General features: G+C 69.5%; 18 protein-coding genes. 8 read left to right on the top strand and 10 right to left on the bottom strand.

What is annotated here, in order from left to right; genetic code table 11:
* On the bottom strand, positions 1 to 194 hold a 194-nt coding region (locus HG543_RS54560; RefSeq protein WP_211194082.1), incomplete at its 3' end, for a hypothetical protein.
* 155 nt (positions 195 to 349) lie between these two features.
* Between HG543_RS54560 and HG543_RS22110 the strand changes: the two genes are divergently transcribed.
* Genes HG543_RS22110 through HG543_RS22100 form a run of 3 tightly spaced genes read left to right on the top strand, consistent with a single transcriptional unit; the run spans position 350 to position 3,116 of the window.
* On the top strand, positions 350 to 835 hold the full coding sequence (locus tag HG543_RS22110; protein ID WP_169346817.1) for an RNA polymerase sigma factor: 486 nt from the start codon (positions 350 to 352) through the stop codon (positions 833 to 835).
* Complete coding sequence (locus tag HG543_RS22105; RefSeq protein WP_169346816.1) at positions 832 to 1,521, top strand: hypothetical protein; 690 nt, start codon at positions 832 to 834, stop codon at positions 1,519 to 1,521. The genes HG543_RS22110 and HG543_RS22105 overlap by 4 nt, the downstream gene beginning before the upstream one ends.
* Positions 1,518 to 3,116, top strand: a complete 1,599-nt coding sequence (locus HG543_RS22100) for a caspase family protein (RefSeq protein WP_169346815.1) — start codon at positions 1,518 to 1,520, stop codon at positions 3,114 to 3,116. Before HG543_RS22105 ends, HG543_RS22100 begins: the two co-directional genes overlap by 4 nt.
* 20 nt (positions 3,117 to 3,136) lie before the next feature.
* Here HG543_RS22100 and HG543_RS22095 read toward each other — a convergent pair whose 3' ends face one another.
* Entirely contained in the window at positions 3,137 to 5,083 is a 1,947-nt protein-coding gene (locus HG543_RS22095; protein WP_169346814.1) for a lysyl oxidase family protein, read from the bottom strand.
* A gap of 107 nt (positions 5,084 to 5,190) precedes the next feature.
* On the bottom strand, positions 5,191 to 5,880 hold the full coding sequence (locus HG543_RS22090; protein ID WP_169346813.1) for a hypothetical protein: 690 nt from the start codon (positions 5,878 to 5,880) through the stop codon (positions 5,191 to 5,193).
* Between the two features lie 190 nt (positions 5,881 to 6,070).
* Between HG543_RS22090 and HG543_RS22085 the strand changes: the two genes are divergently transcribed.
* Positions 6,071 to 7,327, top strand: a complete 1,257-nt coding sequence (locus HG543_RS22085) for an MFS transporter (protein WP_169346812.1) — start codon at positions 6,071 to 6,073, stop codon at positions 7,325 to 7,327.
* A 328-nt stretch (positions 7,328 to 7,655) separates the two neighbouring features.
* Positions 7,656 to 8,057 (top strand): spore germination protein GerW family protein, encoded by a 402-nt coding sequence (locus HG543_RS22080; protein WP_169346811.1) that lies wholly within the window; start codon positions 7,656 to 7,658, stop codon positions 8,055 to 8,057.
* Between the two features lie 23 nt (positions 8,058 to 8,080).
* On the opposite strand, the gene HG543_RS22075 is transcribed toward HG543_RS22080, so the two are convergent.
* Together HG543_RS22075 and HG543_RS22070 are read right to left on the bottom strand one after the other, a co-directional pair.
* A complete protein-coding gene (locus tag HG543_RS22075; protein ID WP_169346810.1) occupies positions 8,081 to 8,611 on the bottom strand; it encodes an RNA polymerase sigma factor in 531 nt (176 codons plus the stop codon).
* A 74-nt stretch (positions 8,612 to 8,685) separates the two neighbouring features.
* Positions 8,686 to 9,267 carry a DUF417 family protein gene (locus HG543_RS22070; RefSeq protein ID WP_169346809.1) on the bottom strand — a complete coding sequence of 194 codons (582 nt, stop codon included), beginning with the start codon at positions 9,265 to 9,267 and terminating at the stop codon, positions 8,686 to 8,688.
* A gap of 131 nt (positions 9,268 to 9,398) precedes the next feature.
* On the opposite strand from HG543_RS22070, the gene HG543_RS22065 reads away from it, so the two are divergent.
* On the top strand, positions 9,399 to 10,130 hold the full coding sequence (locus HG543_RS22065) for a hypothetical protein (protein ID WP_169346808.1): 732 nt from the start codon (positions 9,399 to 9,401) through the stop codon (positions 10,128 to 10,130).
* Between the two features lie 81 nt (positions 10,131 to 10,211).
* On the opposite strand, the gene HG543_RS22060 is transcribed toward HG543_RS22065, so the two are convergent.
* Positions 10,212 to 10,871 carry a hypothetical protein gene (locus HG543_RS22060; protein WP_169346807.1) on the bottom strand — a complete coding sequence of 220 codons (660 nt, stop codon included), beginning with the start codon at positions 10,869 to 10,871 and terminating at the stop codon, positions 10,212 to 10,214.
* 246 nt (positions 10,872 to 11,117) lie between these two features.
* On the opposite strand from HG543_RS22060, the gene HG543_RS22055 reads away from it, so the two are divergent.
* On the top strand, positions 11,118 to 12,809 hold the full coding sequence (locus tag HG543_RS22055) for a formylglycine-generating enzyme family protein (RefSeq protein ID WP_169346806.1): 1,692 nt from the start codon (positions 11,118 to 11,120) through the stop codon (positions 12,807 to 12,809).
* Between the two features lie 18 nt (positions 12,810 to 12,827).
* Here HG543_RS22055 and HG543_RS22050 read toward each other — a convergent pair whose 3' ends face one another.
* The 3 genes from HG543_RS22050 to HG543_RS22040 form a co-directional block, all read right to left on the bottom strand.
* Complete coding sequence (locus HG543_RS22050) at positions 12,828 to 14,840, bottom strand: endo-1,3-alpha-glucanase family glycosylhydrolase (protein ID WP_169346805.1); 2,013 nt, start codon at positions 14,838 to 14,840, stop codon at positions 12,828 to 12,830.
* A gap of 92 nt (positions 14,841 to 14,932) precedes the next feature.
* Positions 14,933 to 15,910, bottom strand: coding sequence for a methyltransferase (locus HG543_RS22045; protein WP_169346804.1), 978 nt, complete (start codon positions 15,908 to 15,910; stop codon positions 14,933 to 14,935).
* Positions 15,911 to 16,037: 127 nt separating this feature from the next.
* On the bottom strand, positions 16,038 to 17,357 hold the full coding sequence (locus HG543_RS22040; protein ID WP_169346803.1) for a hypothetical protein: 1,320 nt from the start codon (positions 17,355 to 17,357) through the stop codon (positions 16,038 to 16,040).
* 111 nt (positions 17,358 to 17,468) lie between these two features.
* On the opposite strand from HG543_RS22040, the gene HG543_RS22035 reads away from it, so the two are divergent.
* Positions 17,469 to 18,041 (top strand): tRNA-uridine aminocarboxypropyltransferase, encoded by a 573-nt coding sequence (locus tag HG543_RS22035; RefSeq protein WP_169346802.1) that lies wholly within the window; start codon positions 17,469 to 17,471, stop codon positions 18,039 to 18,041.
* Between the two features lie 43 nt (positions 18,042 to 18,084).
* Here the strand turns inward: HG543_RS22035 and HG543_RS22030 are convergent, their stop codons facing one another.
* Entirely contained in the window at positions 18,085 to 18,549 is a 465-nt protein-coding gene (locus tag HG543_RS22030) for a DUF4150 domain-containing protein (protein WP_169346801.1), read from the bottom strand.
* Positions 18,550 to 18,557: the final 8 nt, after the last annotated feature.

Genomic DNA, 18,557 nt, shown 5'->3' with positions numbered 1-18,557 from the left:
GAGGTTCCTCCGTCCACGAGGAGGGCGGGGGGCGCGGCTCCGGGGACGCTCAGCCCTCCATCGGTGGCCAGGACGTCGAGCTCGCGGACCTGGAGGTCTCCCGGGGGGACCCCTTGCGCCAGGACGGGCGAGGCGGCAAGCAGGCACGACAGTGCGACCTTCCACCACGCGGGGTGGCGCGGTACTCGGGACATGGAAGCCTCGGGGCTCCGGCGCGAGATGCGCGGAGAGGTGGGATGCCAGGCGGTAGAAACGGAGCGGAGGCCTCCAGGCGGACAGCCCTTCGCTGAAAAATCCGCCGCGCGATTTCCTGTCCGCTTTTCGAGCCCCTTTTCGTTTCCCTTCGACCTTGGACACCGACATCCAAAGCGCCTACCTCCGGTACTTCCCGCTCATCCGGGAGAAGTGTCGCCGGATGCTGGGGGACTCCGACGAGGCCCAGGACGTCGCGCAGGAGACCTTCCTCCGGCTGTGGAAGTCGGGCTTCCAGACGAAGGACCCGCGCCATGCCACCGCGTGGATCTACCGGACCAGCACCAACCTGGCCGTGGACCGGCTCCGCCAGCGGAGGACGGTGCCCTCGGAGGTGGCGGTGGCGCAGATGGCGGTGGAGCGGAGCACCGCGGAGACCGAGGTGCAGCATCGGCAGGAGCTGGAGCTGTACGCGCGGCACCTTCCCCCGGAGGCGCTGGAGGCCGCGTTGCTGCACCGGCTGGATGGACTGACGCAGCAGGAAGTCGCGGAGGTGCTCCAGATGTCCGACAGGACGGTCCGGCGGCTCCTCCTGAAGCTCGATGCCCAGGTGGAACACCTGAGGAGGACGCTCGGAACATGACAGCTCCCCCGCGACACCCTTCCTTCCTCGAGCTGGACCGCGCGGCGCTCGGCCTCCGCAGCGCGGAGCTGGACCAGCACGTGGAGACCTGCGCCCGGTGCGGCGCCTACCTCGCCCGGGTGATGAACCGGAGCGAACCCATTCCCGCCTGGGCGCGGACGCCGCCCGCTCCCGACACCCGTGTGGGTGGATGGAGGGGATGGCTGCCCCGGGCCTGGCCCGTGCTGGCCACGGCCGCGGTGGCCGCCGTGCTGGCGCTCGTGGTCGTCGTTCCGAAGTCACCCGTCCAGGACGGGCCCGCCTACATCGCCCCCAAGGGCATTCCGGCGGTGGCCGTCTACATCAAGCGCGGCGAGCAGGTCTTCGTCTGGGATGGCCAGGCGTCCCTGGTACCGGAGGACCTCATCCGTCTGAAGGTCGCCTCCCAGGAGCACGCATACGTCACCGTGGCGGCGGGCGCGCCAGCGTGGACGGTGCTCTTCGCGGGGCCGCTCTCCGCCGAGCCCGAGACGGCATTGCCCACGAGCTGGCGGGTGGACGCGGCGGGCAGCGAGGAAGTCCTGCGCGTCATCTTCAGCACCGAGCCCCTTCCCGCGGATGAGACGGTGCGGCTCTTCTCGGAAGCACCCAGGACTGAGAAGCTCTGGACCACCGAGCTTCGCCTCCCGAAAAGCACGTCTCCATGACCCGACCTGCCCGCGCGCTCCTCTTCGTCCTGCTCTCGTGGCTGGGAGCCACCGCGGCCCGGGCAGGGGAGGTGGGCGCCGCTCCGACCGCGTCGCGGAGGGTGGCCGTCGTGGTGGGCTCCAACTCGGCGGTGCTCGGCCGCTCCGCGCTTCGCTATGCGCACGACGATGCTCGGCGCATGGCGGAGGTCCTCACCCAGGTGGGCGAGTTTCAGCCCGGAGACGTGGAGCTGTTGCTCGACCCCGCGCCCGCGGCGGTGCTGGCGGCGCTGGACTCGAAGCTCGCGCGGCTGCGCGCGGCGCCCGGGCAGACGCTGCTGCTGTTCTATTACTCGGGCCACGCGGACCAGCAGGCCCTGTACCCCCAGGGCGCGCCGCTGGCGCTCTCCGCGCTGAAGCAGCGAATCGAGAGCCCCGACGCCACGGTGCGGCTGGGCATCATCGACGCGTGTCGCGGGGGAGGGTGGACGCAGGCCAAGGGGTTGCACGCGGAGGCGCCATTCGCCCTGGAGGTGCCGCTGAATGTCCAGAGCACGGGCTCGGTGCTCATCGCCTCCAGCTCCGGCCTGGAGAACGCGCACGAGACGGAGGCGCTGCAGGGCTCGTTCTTCACGCACCACCTGGTGGCGGGGCTGCGCGGCGCGGCGGACGTCGCCGGAGATGGCGAGGTGTCGCTCGTCGAGGCCTTCACGTACGCGAAGCAGCTCACCATCCGCGACACGGCGGTGTTCGCGGACCGGCTCCAGCACCCCAGCTTCGACATGAACCTGCGCGGCCGGGACGACCTGGCGCTCACGCACGTGGAGAAGGGGGGCAGCATCGTCATGCTGCGCCAGCGCCGGGGGCCGCTGGAGGTGGTGCTCACCTCGACGGGCCGGAGCGTCATGGAGGTGCCCGAGGGGGAGCGGCAGGTGAAGGTGGCGCTGCGCCCGGGACGCTATCTGCTGGTGCGCAAGGACCCGGAGAGCCCGGCCGTTCGCGAGTTCAGCGTCCAGGCCGAGCAGTCCCTGCTCATCGACGAGGAGAGCCTGGTGCCGGCGAGCTTCGCCACCATCGCGTCCAAGGGCGCGGAGCCGCGCGGAGACACGGGCGCGCCGCGGCGCATGGTGACGTTGCGGCCGGTGTCGCTGGCGCTCGATACGTTGGTGCACCTGGAGTACACGCAGGCCCTCGCGCCGTCGTGGGCGTTCGTGGTCGAGCCGATGATGTGGCTGGAGTCCGGGAGCCTGGACCTCACGGTGACGGCGCTCGACGTGGGGGCGCGCTACCACCTGTTCGGGAACGCGCCGGAGGGGCTCTTCGTCGGCGCGAGGGTGGGCGTCAGCGTCGTGGACGCGCGGTCGGATGTCTTCCACGCCGGGGGGAGCGAGCGGACCTTCGTCACCCTGCACCAGGGGCTCGACGTCGGGTACACGCTGCGCTTCTGGAACCGGCTCGTGCTGTCGCTGGGCGTGGGCGCGGAGCTGGCCGAGGATACGAGCCAGAACCTGGAGCAGTTCCTCCAGGCCAGTGGCATGGACCCCGCCTTCGCGTCGCGCAGACCGAAGCTGGGGCTCTCCGCGAACTACCGGCTCGCGTTCGGCTTCGCGTTCTGAAGCGTCGAAAGGCCCCGTGGCTATGGGAGGACCGTGGCCTTGTCTCCCTCCAGAGACATGCGGACGAACACCTCGTTGGGGTGGACGCTCTCCTCCTCGAGGATGTCCGACTCGTCCACGCCCACGCGCAGGGTGTACGTGCCGTCCGCCAGGCCGGTGATGTCCACCCACTGGCACGGGACGTCGAAGGTGTAGATGTCGGCCCAGCCGGGAGAGATGCCCATGGGGTCGTAGAAGCCGGACGGCGCCGCGTCCGTGCAGTAGCTGGTGATGTCCACCACCGCGAAGCCCTGCTTGCGCCCGGTGAGGACCTTCTGCCCGCGCGTGTCACGCAGCTCGTAGCCGGCGAAGTTCTTCAAATGGTGATGACCGTGGCACTCGTCGAAGACGTAGAGGTCCGGCCGCGAGTCGATGGGCGGGAAGAGGGCGGTGGCCCGGCCCAGGTTCTGGATGGACGTGCTGAAGCGCAGCAGGCGCCGCTCTCCGGGCTCCATCACGCAGCCCTCGAACACCTCGCACGAGTCGGCGGCGAACGTCTTGCGCACCACGTTCAGCGTGCGGCCGATGGTGCTCGCGTCCACCGTGAGGTCCGGCTTGCCATTCACCGGGTCCAGACGCAGGTCGCAGGAGCGGACGGGCTGGAGGAAGGGCGGGTCCTTCGGCTCCTTCGGCAGGCGACCGCCGCCGTAGATGGACACCTCGCCGACGGCGCCGTTGAAGGTGTCGCCGACGGCGCCGGTGGCCACCACGAGGTCATCGAACCCGTCGCCATCCAGGTCCCCGGGCACGGCCACCGTGGGGCGCTGGTAGACCTCGTAGTTGGCGGGCAGCGCGTCCGCGCGGGGCCACGCCCACGCGGGCTTCAGCTCGGCGGAGACGCCCTTCGTGGGCGAGTAGAAGTACAGGCGCCCCGTCGCGCTCATCACGAAGTCCTGGCGCTCGCCATCTCCGTCCATGTCTCCCACCCTGATGGGCGCGCTCGCGCCGTGGAAGACCGGGTCGTCCAGCAGCGTCCAGGCCGGGGTGGGGGAGAGGTCGCCGTCCGGCTCGGACAGATGGAGGTTCACCACGCCGTTGGCCATGATGAGGAAGCCCTCGGGGTGGCCGTCCCCATTGAAGTCGGACGTCAGCCTCGCGCTGCTGGCCTCGAACGTCCGCACGGGCTCGGCCGACAGGGGGCCCTCGCACGCGAAGGGACTGCCGGCCTTGCAGCCCAGGTACAGCTCCTGGAGGTTCTCCACCTCCCACGACGGAAGCATCAGGTCATCGGCGCCGTCGCCGTTGAGGTCTCCCTGGAGCGAGACGCTGAAGCCGGGCCGGGTGTGGACGAGGGTGAAGGGCCCGCCCTCCGCCCCGGGCGTGGCCTGGTAGAAGGACAGCTCGCCGGCCACGCTGCTGATGATGTCGTCCAGGCCGTCACCGTTGAAGTCGACGAGCGCCGTCTGGAAGAAGAGGCCATTGCCGGGGACGCGGAAGGCCGGGGCCGCGAGGAGGGTGCCCAGGTCCGGTCCGCCGAGGAAGATGGACGCGCCGTACCGCCCGGAGACGAGCAGGTCCGCGTACGCGTCCCCATTCACATCGCCGGCCACCGTCCGGAGCCACTGACCGGTGGTCCGCGGGTGGGTGTTGGTCCAGGTCATCAGCGCGGAGACGGGCTGCTTGGAGAAGAAGCGCTCCTCGCCCGCGAAGAAGGACACGCGGCCGGGGTGCTTCGCCACGACGAAGTTGACCCTGCACGGCTCGCTGCCCACGACCAGGTCCTTGCGGCCATCGCCGTTGAAGTCCGCGAGCGCGACGGAGCTGCCGAAGCACTCGTCCTTCAGGGGCGGGTCCGCCTTCACCTGCCATCGCGGCGTCTCGGAGAGCTCGGGACCGGCGGGGGGCGGCGGCTTCGGGTCCTCGTCCTTGCAGGCGCCCAGCGCGAACAGCAGGGGGACGGCGGCAAGGGCTCGGTGTGACAACGGCATCTCGGCTCCTCTCGGGGGAGGAGTCAGGTTACGGCCGTGCTTGCACTCCGGTTCCAGATGCTTGCCGGATGAACGTCATTGTCCCCGAGTGAGACATGCTCCTGGTTTCAAGGGCTCGTGCCAGGAAGCGGGGGCTGCACGCGGGTGGCGGTGATGTACGAGACGAAGGGCCTGTCACCGCTCACGACATTGCCCTGGATGCGAAGGACAATCTGATTGGCGTCGATGGTGCCCTCCAGGATGGCCCCGTTGGCGACGGCGTTCGGCCAGCTGATGACGATGCCCGGGGCAAGCTCCCGCGGCGTATTGATGAGGTTCAGCGCGATGGCCTCCGCCACATGGTTGTCGGTGAGCGTTCCAGAGATGGCATTGCCGATGATGGTGAGGGTCCAGTACTGGAACAGGAACTCGCGTCCGGTCCCCGCATCGAAGAAGCCGATTGCCGATTGGAGACTGAGGGCTCCCTCCGAGTTGACATCGATGGGGGGATTGGGAAGGACCGCCAGGCTGAAGGGATTGGTCTCGAGCAGGGTTCCCGCCACGATGGGAGGCCGGACCACGACGAGGACCTGCTTGAGGTAGTTGGTCTGGCCAAGCACGTTGCCGAACGGATCCAGGATGCCGACGACAGTCGTCGCGGTTCCCACGTACTGCTCGCCGCCCGTCTGCGGTGACTCCGAGACGACCGGTGCTTCCTGCGGGGAGTCCGTTCCGCCGCACCCCATTCCCAGCAGGACGCCCAGGCTCCACGCGAGCGCCACGCTCGCCTTCCGCAACGAGCTTCCCAGGATTCTCATGTCGCCCCCTCCCCACACCCGACTGGCCCCAAAGCTCGCAACGTCGGAGAGCGGCGGCAGTCGAGCAGGGGTCGCAAGGAGTGTTCACGTTCGAGCGGGGCCCCCGCATCCGGAGGCCCCGGGCTTCCTGGGGAGCGAGCCCTCCCTCTAGAACTCCGCCTCGGGACGCACGCGCAAGGCCGAGGTAGATGTGGTCATCGACTCCAGGAACGTCGTCCGCGTGTACCTCGCCATCAGCGGGCTGTTCACGCTGTCGGCCTCGCTCATCTGGGGCATCAACACGCTCTTCCTGCTCGAAGCGGGCCTCACGTTGTTCGAGGTCTTCATCGCCAACGCGGCCTTCACGGCGGCCATGGCCCTGTTCGAGGTCCCCACGGGCGTCGTGGCGGACACGCGGGGGCGCCGCGCTTCGTTCCTCCTGTCCGCCGGAGTCACCGCGGTGGGGACCCTGGCCTACGTGGGCGTGGCGGCCATGGGCGGAGGGCTGCTGCTCTTCTGCCTGGCGGGCGTCATCCTCGGCCTCGGCTTCACGTTCTATTCGGGGGCGGTGGAGGCCTGGCTGGTGGACGCGCTCACGGCCTCGGGCTACCAGGAGGAGCTGGACCCCGTCTTCGCGCGAGCGGAGATGGTGGGCCAGGCGGCCACGCTGACAGGCACGGTCGCGGGGGGGCTGTTGGGCCAGTTGGACCTATCGCTTCCCTACGTGGTCCGCGCCGTGCTCATCCTCTCGGCGCTCGGGGTGGGCCTGCGCTGGATGCACGATTACGGCTTCACGCCTCGGGCCGTCCGGCTTCGTGGCATCACCGGGGAGATGCGCCAGGTGGCCCGGACGGGACTGCGCCATGGCTGGCGGAACCCGGCGATGCGGCTGCTCCTGCTGCACTCGTTGCTCATCGCGGGCTTCTTCCTCTGGGCGTGGTACGCGTGGCCGCCGTACTTCCTGGAGCTCTTCGGGAGGGACGCGGTGTGGCTGGCGGGCGTCATCGCGGCCCTGTTCTCCCTCGCGGGCATGGCGGGGAACGCGCTGGTCGGGTGGCTGGCGAAGCCCGGGCGCAGGCGTACCACGCTGCTGGTGGGCGCGAGCTTCATGCTGGCCGTCACCCTGGCGGGGACGGGGCTCATCCGCGACTTCTGGCTCACGGTGCCCATCTTCCTGCTCGGCGCGACCGCGGTGGGAGTGCTCGAGCCCGTGCGCCAGAGCTACCTGCACAAGTCGATTCCCAGCGCCGAGCGGGCCACGCTCGTATCCGCCGACTCGCTGATGGGGAGCCTGGGGAGCATCGGCTGGCAGCTCGGGCTGGGGTACCTGGCGCAGCGCCGCGGCGTCCCCGCCGGGTTCATCGTCGGAGGCGCGGCCATGCTCCTCGCCGTGCCCATCTTCCTCCGGCTCCGGGTCCTGAATCAGCCCGCCGACCAGGTCACCGGCGCCGACACGGGCCAGGGCTGAGCCACACGCCCGAATCGCCCGAAGCGCGGCGGGCTGGACCGAGCTGGTGCTTGCGTGCATAGGCGGAGAGCCCATCCCCTGGCTCCTCGCTTCTGTCGCTGGACCTGGAACATCCAGGTCCCTTGGGTTCTCTCGTGCCGCCTCATGGAACCGGCTCGACTCCAGGCGTTCCACCAGGGGCCACCCGGCCCCCGCGCCAGCAGGTCTGGCCACGGAGCCCCGGCCCCGCATGTCGACCCACGACCCGCCGACGCATCCGTCCGGCCATCATGCCGCGCCGTGTCCACCTCTCGCGGTGAGGACACCGACATCCATTTTGGGGGACGTCATGGACGTCAACGACATCATCGACCGGGCCCGCGACAGCATCACCGTGAAGCGCGTCTACGGAGAGGCCATCCAGCAGGACGGAATCACCGTGATTCCCGCCGCACTGGTGGTCGGCGGAGGTGGAGGCGGAAGCGGCGAGGCACCGGCGCTCCAGCAGGCCGGAGTGGAGGGTGGGGCCCAGAAGGGAAGCGGCACGGGCGGTGGCTTCGGAGTGAGGGCAAAGCCCGCGGGCGCCTTCGTCATCCGTGAGGGCAAGGTCGCCTGGGTGCCCGCCGTGGACGCCAACCGCATCGTCCGGGGAGCACAGCTGCTCGTAGGCACGGCGCTCATCCTCTTCGGCATCAGCCGCCTGAGGAGCACACGCGGTTCCGGCCGCGGCCTGCGGCGCGCTTGCGGCTGAGCCCGCCCGTCTCACCTGTTCCATCACCCCATCACACACCGCTGAAGCTCCGCCTTGGCCCGGTGCAGCAGCACGGCGACATTCCCCGGGGTGAGCGACAGCGCCTGCGCCACCTCCGCGCCGCTCAGCTCCTCCAGCATGCGCAGCGTGACGACGTGGCGCTGCACCTCGTTGAGCCGGCTCACGCAGCCATGCAGCTTCACATGGTCCTCGGCGAGCGTGAGCAGCTCGTCCACCCCGGGCTCCTGCGTGCCCAGCGCTTCGAGCGCCTCGGCGCTCTCGTGGGGCACGGCGCGGTGGTGACGGCGGCGCATGTTGCGCGCCGTGTTGCGCACCAGCACGGACAGCAGCGCGTGCGCATCCTCTCGCTCACCCGACAGCGTGCGCGCCCGGGGCAGCATGAGGAAGGTGTGGAAGGCCTCCTGGAGGGCGTCGAGCGCATCCTCGGCCGACAGGCCCTCCCTTTGCGCGACGCGGGTGAGGTCGCGCGTGTGCGTCCGTGCGAGCTCGGAGACCCAGCCGAGGAAGGGGAGGTGCGTCGAAGGTGCGTGCATGGTGGACCCCGGGAAGGACGATGTTGCTCCCCGGGATGCACCAGCGCGCGGCGTGTTGCAACCGAGGTGTCAGGTCATCCGCTGTGCGCCCGCTGCGCGAGCGCGGCGCGAGCGGAGTGCGCCATGACGACGAGCGCCGCCCCCAGCATGATGGCGTCCTTGATGACGAGCCGTCCCCGTGCGCTCAGGTACGGGAAGCCGGTGTGGGCATCGCCGAGCGCTGGCACCCACGACTCCGGCGTCGTCACCAGGAAGGACAGGGTGACCACCGACATGCCCGCGACGAGGAAGCCGCCGATGAAGCCGAGCACGGGCTTCCAGGGATGCGCCGCGACCAGGAGCCCGAGCAGCACGATGACCGCGCCCAGTCCCCACGAGAAGCGGTAGGTGCCGTTCGCCTCGTGCCAGCGCCGGTTCGCTTCGATGAGCTCCCCCTCCTTGTTGACGTGGGCGCGGTACTCGGGCGTGGGGGCGCTGTAGAAGAAGCTCATGGCCGGACTGTTGGCGACGAAGGGCACGATGCCGTCCGCCTCATAGGGAAAGGCCTTCAGGCCACCAATCCACACCAGCACCGTCACCAGCCCCGCCCGGAGAACGGCCATCCCCAACTTCTCGGCCCCCGCGGCCCACCGCAACGCCTGCTCGAACGCCTTCATGATGTGCTCCCTTCCTGGACAGCACGCGGGTGGACCCGGATGTGCCGGGGCCCGCTGACTCCAGGAAAGGTCTCGACCCGGGCCGGCATTACAGGCGCCGTTGAACGAGTCCCTGGGATAGCGTCACCTACATGAGCTCACCCGACGTGAAGGACCTGGTCGAACAGTGGCTCGCGGGCCTCTCTCCGCGAGTCGCCGAAATCCACTACACGCGTGACCCCGAGAACGGGGCGCTCCTGTTCTTCGTGTCGGACCGTCTCTTTGGGGTGGATGCTCCGGCGGCGCTCGTCCAGGCGGTGGAGTCGGCGCTGCCCGCGCAGCCTCGGAACGCCTCCTGGCTCGTATGTGACGTGCGCGTGGGGGAGGCGCTCCAGGTCACCGAGCTGCCCCCCGTGACGAACGAGCGAACGCGCGTGCTCGACCAGCTGGAGGTCATCCGCAAGTGGCAGCGCGAGGTGGCGCGGGTGGGCGAGCGTCCGCTCGGGACTCGGGCGGCGAAGGCCGTGGCGGCGGCGCTGGATGCGGAGGGGCGCATCGGCTCGGTGGGCGTCTACGACGAGCCTGGCAATGGCGGCATCCGCGGGCCGGCGCTGCTCAAGGGCGCGACGGAGAACGACACGCGCAACGGGGTGGCGGCCGGCGCCTACGCCCACGTGCGCTTCACCGACGTGTGGGCCGGCGTCGAGAAATATCAGGTCCTCCAGCTGTGCCCGTCGCGCGACGCGTTCATCCAGTGGCTGGCGGAGCGGAGCGAGTTCGAGCTGGCGGGACTCCAGCGCGGGCGCTTCCACTACACGCCGACGGAGACGTTCCACGTCTTCGAGTTCCTCCGGTCTCTGCGGAGGGCCCGGGGCGAGAGGTGAGTTCGCCGAACGAAGCGAGACGGGGCCCGATGGCGCCGAGCCATCGAGCCCCGTTCATGTGGGGGAGGACCGCGCTTTCCGTCAGGGCTTGCAGAGGTAGTCGTACGCGCTCGGCGTGACGCCCGTCACGATGGCCGGGTCGCAGGCCGCGAGGTCATAGTTCCAGCGAACGGTCCGCACCGCGCGCCGCTCCACGCAGAAGCCCGTCCCCACGCCGCACTTCCAGGCCTCCATGTACTGGTACTTGTAGCTGGTGCCCGTGCTGGTGGTGGTGCAGCTGCTCCAGCCGGCGTTCTGGACCCGCCAGCTGCAGGAGGAGTTCCGCCAGATGCGCGTGAGGCGGTCCGAGTAGATGTTCGTCGGGCACTGCAACCAGCTGAACACGTACTGGCCATTGGGGCAGAGCTTGAAGAGCGGCCACCAGCGGGGGCCGGGGTAGGGAAGGACGCGGAAGACCGTGGTATCGCCGGTCAGCTCATCCTTCATCTGGTAGCGCTCCGAGTCGATTCTCACGGCCTTCAGCTGGGCCAGCGCGGTGCCCTGCTCCGTGTCGAGGGTGTGCAGGACGCCCTCCTCCCGGTCGAGGGCCGCGATGAGGTCATCCAGCTTCCGGGGCGCCTCGGCGGCGGCCTCCTGGATTTCCACGGCCTCTTCCGGCAGCGACTCCGGCTGCTCCTCGACGACGCCACCACAGCCCGTGCCCAGCCCCAGTACCGCGGCAATGACAACGACACTCCTCATGACTCGCGTCTGCATGGTCCGCATTGCGTCTCCCGACGTAGAGATGTGGATTGAGAGGAATCCCGGTGTAGTGCTGAGCGAGATTGCAAGTCGTGAACCAGCAAGGGCTTGCGTCGTCATGCGAGTGGGCGGGAGCGGGCCTCCGGCAGAAGATGTCTGGGTTTGTAGCCTGGGACGTTACAGCGCCACCCGGTTCCGTGGCGTCATTCGTCACAGGCTGTCGGAGCCGGCTAGACTCCGCGCGGAATGCTCACCCTGCTCCTCACGGTGTCGCTCGCGGCGGCTCCCGCTCCGTCTCCCGCCAATGCAGTCATCTGGGCCAGCGCCAGGACCGAGGCCGAAGGCCAGACGCTCCTGGCGAAGTGGTCCAACGAAGCACCCGTCTGGTCCGAGCGGCTGCGCTTCAAGCCCGGCTACCCGAAGCTCGTGAAGAGCGACACGTTGCCGGGCCTCAACCCCGGCTTTCACGTCGTGCTGCTCGGCCTCTGCAACGCCGAGCAGGTGCGCCCGCGCGTCCGCGCCATCAAGGAGGTCTATCCCCAGGCCTACTGGCGCCCGGTGAAGGTCGCCGCGGAGGACTCCTGCCCCGAGCTGCTCTGCGGCGCCAGTGACGCGATGGCCGTCATCCCTCCGGGGGAGTTCACCGCGGGCTGCACCTATTCCCAGGGTTCGCTCATCTGTTCCTACCGCGACGTGGAGTCCCGGCCGTCCCTCCCGGGCTTCGAGCTGGACCGCACCGAGGTCACCGAACGCGCCTACGCGGCCTGCGTGGAGCAGAAGGTCTGCAAGGCCATGGAGCGTCTGTCCTACGACGGGCCGGGCGGCCCCGACCATCCCGCGCTCGTCACCTTCGGACAGGCGTGGGCCTACTGCGCGTGGCAGGGCAAGCGGCTCGTCCGGTCGCTGGAGTGGGAGAAGGCCGCACGCGGCACGGACGGGCGCCGGTTTCCCTGGGGAGGTCGGCCGGCGGATTGCTCCCTGGCGCACTTCGACGAGTGCGGCAAGGGCACCCGACCCGTGGGCGGCTTTCCGCTCGGCTCCAGCCCCTATGGCGTGCTGGACCTGATGGGCAACGTCCACGAGTGGGTGGACGGCGAGCCGCTCGAAGACGTCCTTCCTGACGGGACCCGCGCGAAGTCGTTCCCCATCCGCGGGCGCGTCGGCGACCCCGCCACGTACGCCCTCTGGCAGCAGGAGACCGCGTATTCCTCCCTGCGCAACGGCTTCCGCTGCGCACGAAGCTGTACCTGGCCCGAGGGCAAGCCCCTTCCGCCACTGCCGCCTCCCATGGACACCGCTCCCCAGGTGCCTTTCGCCTACGAGCAGCTCGCCGACCCGAAGCTCCGCGACGCCCTGGAGCAGTGGCGCACGGCCCGCGAGGCGGAGCTCGGTCAGGGCGCGAAGGTCGAGTGGACCGAGCGCAACGCCTACGAGTACGGGTTCGTGTACGGCTTCGTCCGCGAGCACCGCGGCGCCGAGTGTCTGGAAGGTCCCATCAACTTCGTGGTGCAGCGAGGGGAGGCGGGCATCTCGGTGAGGCGGAACACTGGAGGCGCCGTCGCGTGCTGCCCCGGCGCCACCTGTGCCCGCGTGCCACCACAGGGATATGCGCTCCGCTTCGTCCAGGCGCTCATCGCGAAGGACGTGGAGGCGATGAAGGCGTTCCTGCCCGCCAGGGGCAAGCTGGTCTACCGGCTCCACTACAATGACGACCCGGAGCAGGTGACGAAGCTCACCCGCGACCGGTTCACGCGCGAGGACCTGGAGCGCTTCACCTATGTCCGCCGCGATGCCCTGCGCTGCGCCGAGGACTTCGATGAGAAGGGCGAGGCCGTCTGCTCGGGAGGCCAGACGGACAAGACCTCGCTGACCCTCAAGAAGACTCCGAACGGCGTCGTCGTCACGGAGGTCGTGCAGCACGTCACCGAGGGCTGCTGACCTCCGGCCTCTCGGCGTCTAGCGCTTCAGCCACAGCGGCTCGCCGGGGCATAGCAGGCACCGGGCCTCGCCATTCACGCACGAGGTCGCGCAGGACGGCAGCGCCGCGCGGCTGGAGCCTCCAGCCCGGTACAGCAGGTCCTGGTACTCGGTGGTGCCGACGATGGGGTGCATGCTCTGGAACTGCACCACGGTGGCCCCCGAGCGCTTCAGCCGGAAGGTCGGCGTGCCCACCGCCATCGCCGTCCGGATGGCCTGCACGCCGCCCTCCGTCTTGTCCACGCCGTAGGTCGTCGCGCCCTGCGTGATTTCGAGCCTGCCGGCCGACTTCAGGAAGCCCACCAGCTCGACGTCGTTCGTGGCCGGGCAGCCCGCCCGGCACGTCGCGAGGTCCACCGAGGCCTGCCGCGTCGGCGCGAGCGAGGCGTTGTGGAGGCGGTGGTTGTAATACAGCACGTCACGCTCGATGGTCGGCCGCGTGCCCGTCTTGAACCACTGGATGTAATACGCGGTCATGTCGTACGCGGGCCACTGCTTCCCCGTCGACGGCCGGATGTTGTGGTGCTCGTGCTGGTCGTTCCAGGTGATGATTTGAACCTGGTCCAGTCCATCGGCAATCACGTTCTCCCAGATGGAGCGCAGCGTCAGGGAGTTGCGCGCCTCCCAGAAGGCCTTGTCCTTGGGCCGGAAGTCCTGGCTGCTCACCGGGTGGATCCACGGCTTCCCGTACCCGGCCGCCTTCGTCTTCAAGCCCCCGGAGTACCCCGCCGTCGTGACGGGAATCGCCGTGCCCCAGCCGGCGTAGGCGTCGCCCACCGTCTTGTACTCCTCGAACAGCGCGGTGCTTCCCGTGCCGAGGAAGACGGGCACCAGGTACAGGTTCATGCCCAGCTCGGCCGCGGCGCGCTGCTTGACGGTGGCGTAGAAGCTGGCCGTCCGTCCCTGCGCGGCGGGATTGAAGAGGCCGACGACGAACTTCCCATCGGGACGCTTCAGGAGCGCCGGAGAGGCCTCGAGCTTGCCGAGGATGCGAATCATCGTGTCCTGGTCGCCCGACGCGCTCCCCGTGTTGAGGATGGTCATGTCGAAGTTGGGCACGATGTCGAAGTCTCCGAGCTGGGACGCGGCATCGACAATCGTCTTCGCCCGCGTCCACACACCGCCGTTGTTCACGTCGCTGTCGGTCCACAGGTTCAGATAGAAGCCGTCGATGCCGATTCGCGCGGCCAGCTGGATGTCATCCTTCGCATCGCGGAGCCGCCAGTCCGCCTCCGGCCGCGTCCGCCGGGCCAGCGGGCGCTCGCGCATCATGCCGCCATAGGCCGCGTGGGTTCCGCCCTCGCCATTCACCGCGATGTAGCCGCGCTCGTAGTAGTCGTTCGTCGTCGGGTTGTAGTTGTCGATGGACACCGGGTAGTAGTGCCAGTGCGCGTAGACCTTCCGGGCGGACTGCCGGAGCGTCGCGCGGGGAACGGCGGTGAACGCCCATTCGCACGGGCCGCAGTCGGGACCGCAATCGACGCCGGTCTCCGTGCCGTTCCGGACACGGTCCGAGCAGGTGGCGGTGGCCGCCACGGTCAGCGGGACGCTGTATTCGTTGTCGCTCTCGTTCGTCTCGGCCGGCATGCGGTTGATGTCATCGACGAAGGCCTTCAGCGTGTGCGTGCCGGGAGTGCCGGGCGCCTGCCAGAGCCGCGTTCCCGTGGGGCCACTATTGGCGGTGAGTGTCACACTGCCTCCCGCGGGGAGAGAGGCCGTGTGCGTGTCGGACCAGGACACCTGCGTGCCGTTCACCCAGAAGGAGAGGCCGTGGACAACGCCCGCCGGAGTCGCGGCGGTCCCCGTGTTCTGGATGGTCGCGCTGAAGGTGACGGAGCCCCCCACGGTGACCGTGGTCGGGCTCACGCCGGTGACGACGAGGTTGTAGCCGTCCGCGAGCCCGGCCTGGGAGGATTCGGCCTCTTCCGTCCACCCGGGGTCCGTTCCCTCACAGCCGACCAGCGCGGCAGTCAGGCCGGCCGCCAGGACCATGAGTTGAGATCTTCTCTTCGAAGGGCCATGCGTCGGTTGCATCGGGATGCTCCGTTCAGTGCCGCGGGGTGTGGGGGGAACGACAAGGCAGTTCAGCTCGGCTTCGACTCGAGGATGGCGAAGCCGTGGACGAGGTCGATGGTCCGGGTCAGCTCGAAGCCGGCCTGGGCGAGCAGGGCCCGGAACTCCGTCACGGTGCGCACCTTGCTACCGAGCATCGACAGCATCGCCAGGTCGATGAAGTGGTGGGGGCCCGGCACCGCGCGCTCAGGCATGAGCTGCTCGACGAGCAGCAGCTTCGCGTCCCGCAGCATCGCCTTGCGGCAGTTCTGGAGGATGCGCAGCGCCTGGGCGTCCTTCCAGTCGTGGATGATCATCTTCATCATGTAGACGTCGTAGCTCTCGGGCACGGACTCGAAGAAGTCACCTCCGAGCAGGGTGCAGCGGTCGGCCACGCCGCTCTCCGCGAGCATCGCCTGGGCCTCCGCGACGACCGCGGGCTGGTCGAACAGCCCGCCTCTCAGGTGCGGGTGCGTCTTCAGCACGCGTGCGAGGAACGAGCCGTGGCCGCCCGCGACATCGACGACGGTCTTCACCTGGGAGAAGTCATAGCGCTCCGGCGCCACCTCGGCTCCGCTCATGGCGGAGAACCCGGTCATCGCCCGGTTGAAGACCGTGGCAGCCTCCGCGTGCTTGGAGAGGTACTCGAAGACGGGCTCCCCGAAGACCTGGTCGAAGCCGGGCTGGGTCGTCTTGATGGAGTGGGGGAGCTGTCCCCAGGCCCGCCAGTACCAGTCGGCGCCTATCATCATCATGAAGTCACGCAGCGAGCCCGGTGCGTCCGAGCGCAGCGTGCGGGACATCGGCGTGTGCGCGAAGCGGCCATCCTCCGTCTCCGCGAAGATGCCGAGGCTCGCCAGTGCGCGCAGCACGCGGCGCAGCGGGTCCTCCTGGGTGTCCGTGGCGCGAGCCAATTCGGCCACCGTCTTCGAGCCGTCCTCCAGGACGTCGGCGACGCGCCACTTCGCCGCCGTGTGGATGGCCAGCGGCACCCAGAAGGAGGTGGCCATCTGAACCATCGCGAGGTGTGGCGGTATCTGTTGTTGCTCCATTGGGTGTACTCCTCTCGTGAAGGGGCGTGCTCGGTGATATCTGCTCGCGCTCGGGCGGTCTGGACCCGGATTCAGCCGGGCCGCGTCAGGGCTCGAAAGAAGCCAGGTCGGGGAGCCGCTCCTGGTACGGACGCAGGAGCTGTTGCTTCTGCCGCGGAGGGTACGGCGCCTCGCGGATGAGCTGCTGGACCCACCCGCGTTCCTGGGTGGTGTCGGCGAACCGGAGCGCCGCGTGCAGCTCCAGCGGGTCGTCCATGCGCAGGGTTCGTGGCTCCAGGGGCGGCGACACCGGCCGCGCGGGCACTGCGTCCAGGACGGCGTTGAGCGCGGATACCGCCGCGCGCTCGTAGCGCTCCCCGACTTCGGCATACGCCGGCGCTTCGAGGAACGAAGGCAGGTCGCGCTCCTCGAGTTGGATGGCCGCGCCGAAAGGGTGGGCCGTGGAGGCGGCCAGGAGGAGCCGGACCGACTGCCACGGCCAACCCGCCCGCAGCATCGGCTCGGCCGAGTCCGAGCTCAGGAAGTCGTAGCGACGGCGGAGCAGGAAGTCCTCATCGGGCTCGAAGGGCCGCCGCCACTCCTCCGGCGCACGCGGCGCCGGCTTCTTCCCCTTCTTCGCGCGCTTCTCATCCGTCTTCCGGCGCTTGCGCTCCCGCGCCTCCTCCTCCGCCCGGAGCCTCGCGTCGATGGCGTGCTTCTCCTCCAGCTCGCGCGCCAGGTAGTGCTCCTCGCGCCGTGACACGGCGGAGCGCAGGGCGGCCTCGTCCAGCGTCAGCGTGTCGACCACCGCCTCCGCCCCCGACAGCGAGCCGACGAAGTCCCGGTCGCCTTCAGGAACCTCCGTCCGCAGGTAGCGTGCGAAGTCGGCCGCGGCCTCGCGGAGCTCCGCTTCCGCCGCGTCGAGGGTCGGGACGTCTGGCAAGTTCCCCACGGGCCGAGGCTCGAAGCGGTGCCGCCACAGACTGGCTCCATGCTGCTCGTACCAGGCTCGGTCCTCCGCCTTGTCGACCGCGGGCGTGTGCGAGTAGCCCTCCCAGTGGTCCGCGAACTCCACCACGACGTCCGGCAGCACGTCCGCTGCTGGGGCCTTCCTCCTCCAGGTCCGGGCGTCGAACGGGACGAAGGCTCGCAGCCGCGTGGCGCCCCGGGTCCTCAGGTGCTCGAGCCAGCCGGCGAACGAGCGGATGAACCCTCCTTCCACCGGGTAGCCGGGAAAGAACTGGTGCGTCGTGTACGCGAGCAGGCTGGGGAACTCCAGAGGGTCGGGGAGCAGCGGCGCTCCGGCGAGCCTCGCGTTCCCATAGACGACGTACTGGAGCCTCCGGGCGAAGCCCACCCAGTGGGGGCCACCTCGCCCCGGAATGCGCTCGTAGAAGGAGACGTGCAGCGCCAGACCGTTCATCACGTGAGCGTGGCAGAGCCAGCCCCCTCGGGCCAGTGCTCGGGGAGCAGGGGTGGGGCCGCGCGATGAACGAACGCTTCTCTTCCCAGGGCGACCGGAACAGGATGGCGGAGGATGTCTCGCCGCGTCTCCCCACGTCCCCGCTGTGACCGCTGCAACCTTCCGTCACACCTGTGCCTGTGTGCCGAGATTCCAAGGGTGGAGACGCGCACGCGGTTCCTGCTGCTCCAGCACGTGATGGAGATCGCGAAGAAGAGCAACACGGGGCGGGTGGCCTCGCTGGCCCTCGCGAACTCCCGGCTGCTCATCCATGGCTCACCGGTCGAGCCCCTCGACACCGCCGTGCTCTCCGAGCCCGGCACATGGCTGCTCTTCCCGGATGGCCCCACCGCCCCGCCAGATGCCCCCGCGCCGAGGCAGGTGGTGGTGCTGGACGCGAGCTGGTCCCAGGCGCGGCGAATGACGCAGCGGCTCCCCGTGCTGCGGACGCTGCCCCGGCTGGTGCTCCCGCCACCCGAGCCCGGGCTGCTCCGGCTCCGCGAGCCCACGCACCCGTCCGGCATGTCCACGCTGGACGCCATCGCCCGCGCGGTGGCGATGCTGGAGGGCACGGAGGCGGCGGCGCCGCTGGAGCAGCTGGCCGCGCTCCGGGTTCAACGCATCGCCGAGTGCGGAACGCTGTACTGAGTCCCTGATACTCAGTGGCGTCCTTCACGGGGGCGTGCGCTCGCTAGACGTCCTTCTTGCAGCAGAGGCACTTGGGCTCTTCGGGGGAATCGCTCATGGCCACGACCGGACCCTGCATGACAGGAAACGGCGGCGTGTTCTTGTCGTTGTGAAGCATCAGGTCGAACGCGCGCGCCACGTTCTTCCCCTCGAACTTCACGTCGAAGGAGTAGTTGACGAACTCGGCCTTGCCCTGGGTCTTGCTGGAGACCACGCCGCCGCCCGCGGTGCCCGCCTCGTCGCCGGTGCTCGTCTTGAAGTTGGAGTCCTTCACGCACACCGGGTTGCCGGCCACGGACACCTTCTTGGTGCCCTTATCCGTGTCCGAGGACTGGGCGATGTTCGGGTACGGAATGGGCACGGGCCCCGCGGGGCTGGGCGTCTTGCACACGTCCGGGAAGGCCGAGGTGACACCGCCGCTGTCCTTCGTCACCACGGACATCTTGTTCACACCGGTATTGACTGCCATGGCGTCCA

Origin of the sequence: Pyxidicoccus fallax (assembly GCF_012933655.1) — a bacterium.
GTDB classification, from domain to species: Bacteria; Myxococcota; Myxococcia; order Myxococcales; family Myxococcaceae; genus Myxococcus; species Myxococcus fallax.
Note: the sequence above shows the minus strand (reverse complement) of the source record. Positions and strands in the feature narration are given on the sequence as shown.

Excerpts from the sequence above, each read along its gene's own strand:
- HG543_RS22105 (WP_169346816.1), top strand. The coding sequence starts at position 832 with ATGACAGCTCCCCCGCGACACCCTTCCTTCCTCGAGCTGGACCGCGCG.
- HG543_RS22100 (WP_169346815.1), top strand. The coding sequence starts at position 1,518 with ATGACCCGACCTGCCCGCGCGCTCCTCTTCGTCCTGCTCTCGTGGCTG.
- HG543_RS22095 (WP_169346814.1), bottom strand. The coding sequence starts at position 5,083 with ATGCCGTTGTCACACCGAGCCCTTGCCGCCGTCCCCCTGCTGTTCGCG.
- HG543_RS22090 (WP_169346813.1), bottom strand. The coding sequence starts at position 5,880 with ATGAGAATCCTGGGAAGCTCGTTGCGGAAGGCGAGCGTGGCGCTCGCG.
- HG543_RS22080 (WP_169346811.1), top strand. The coding sequence starts at position 7,656 with ATGGACGTCAACGACATCATCGACCGGGCCCGCGACAGCATCACCGTG.
- HG543_RS22075 (WP_169346810.1), bottom strand. The coding sequence starts at position 8,611 with ATGCACGCACCTTCGACGCACCTCCCCTTCCTCGGCTGGGTCTCCGAG.
- HG543_RS22070 (WP_169346809.1), bottom strand. The coding sequence starts at position 9,267 with ATGAAGGCGTTCGAGCAGGCGTTGCGGTGGGCCGCGGGGGCCGAGAAG.
- HG543_RS22065 (WP_169346808.1), top strand. The coding sequence starts at position 9,399 with ATGAGCTCACCCGACGTGAAGGACCTGGTCGAACAGTGGCTCGCGGGC.
- HG543_RS22060 (WP_169346807.1), bottom strand. The coding sequence starts at position 10,871 with ATGAGGAGTGTCGTTGTCATTGCCGCGGTACTGGGGCTGGGCACGGGC.
- HG543_RS22055 (WP_169346806.1), top strand. The coding sequence starts at position 11,118 with ATGCTCACCCTGCTCCTCACGGTGTCGCTCGCGGCGGCTCCCGCTCCG.
- HG543_RS22050 (WP_169346805.1), bottom strand. The coding sequence starts at position 14,840 with ATGGTCCTGGCGGCCGGCCTGACTGCCGCGCTGGTCGGCTGTGAGGGA.
- HG543_RS22045 (WP_169346804.1), bottom strand. The coding sequence starts at position 15,910 with ATGGCCACCTCCTTCTGGGTGCCGCTGGCCATCCACACGGCGGCGAAG.
- HG543_RS22035 (WP_169346802.1), top strand. The coding sequence starts at position 17,469 with ATGTCTCGCCGCGTCTCCCCACGTCCCCGCTGTGACCGCTGCAACCTT.
- HG543_RS22030 (WP_169346801.1), bottom strand. The coding sequence starts at position 18,549 with ATGGCAGTCAATACCGGTGTGAACAAGATGTCCGTGGTGACGAAGGAC.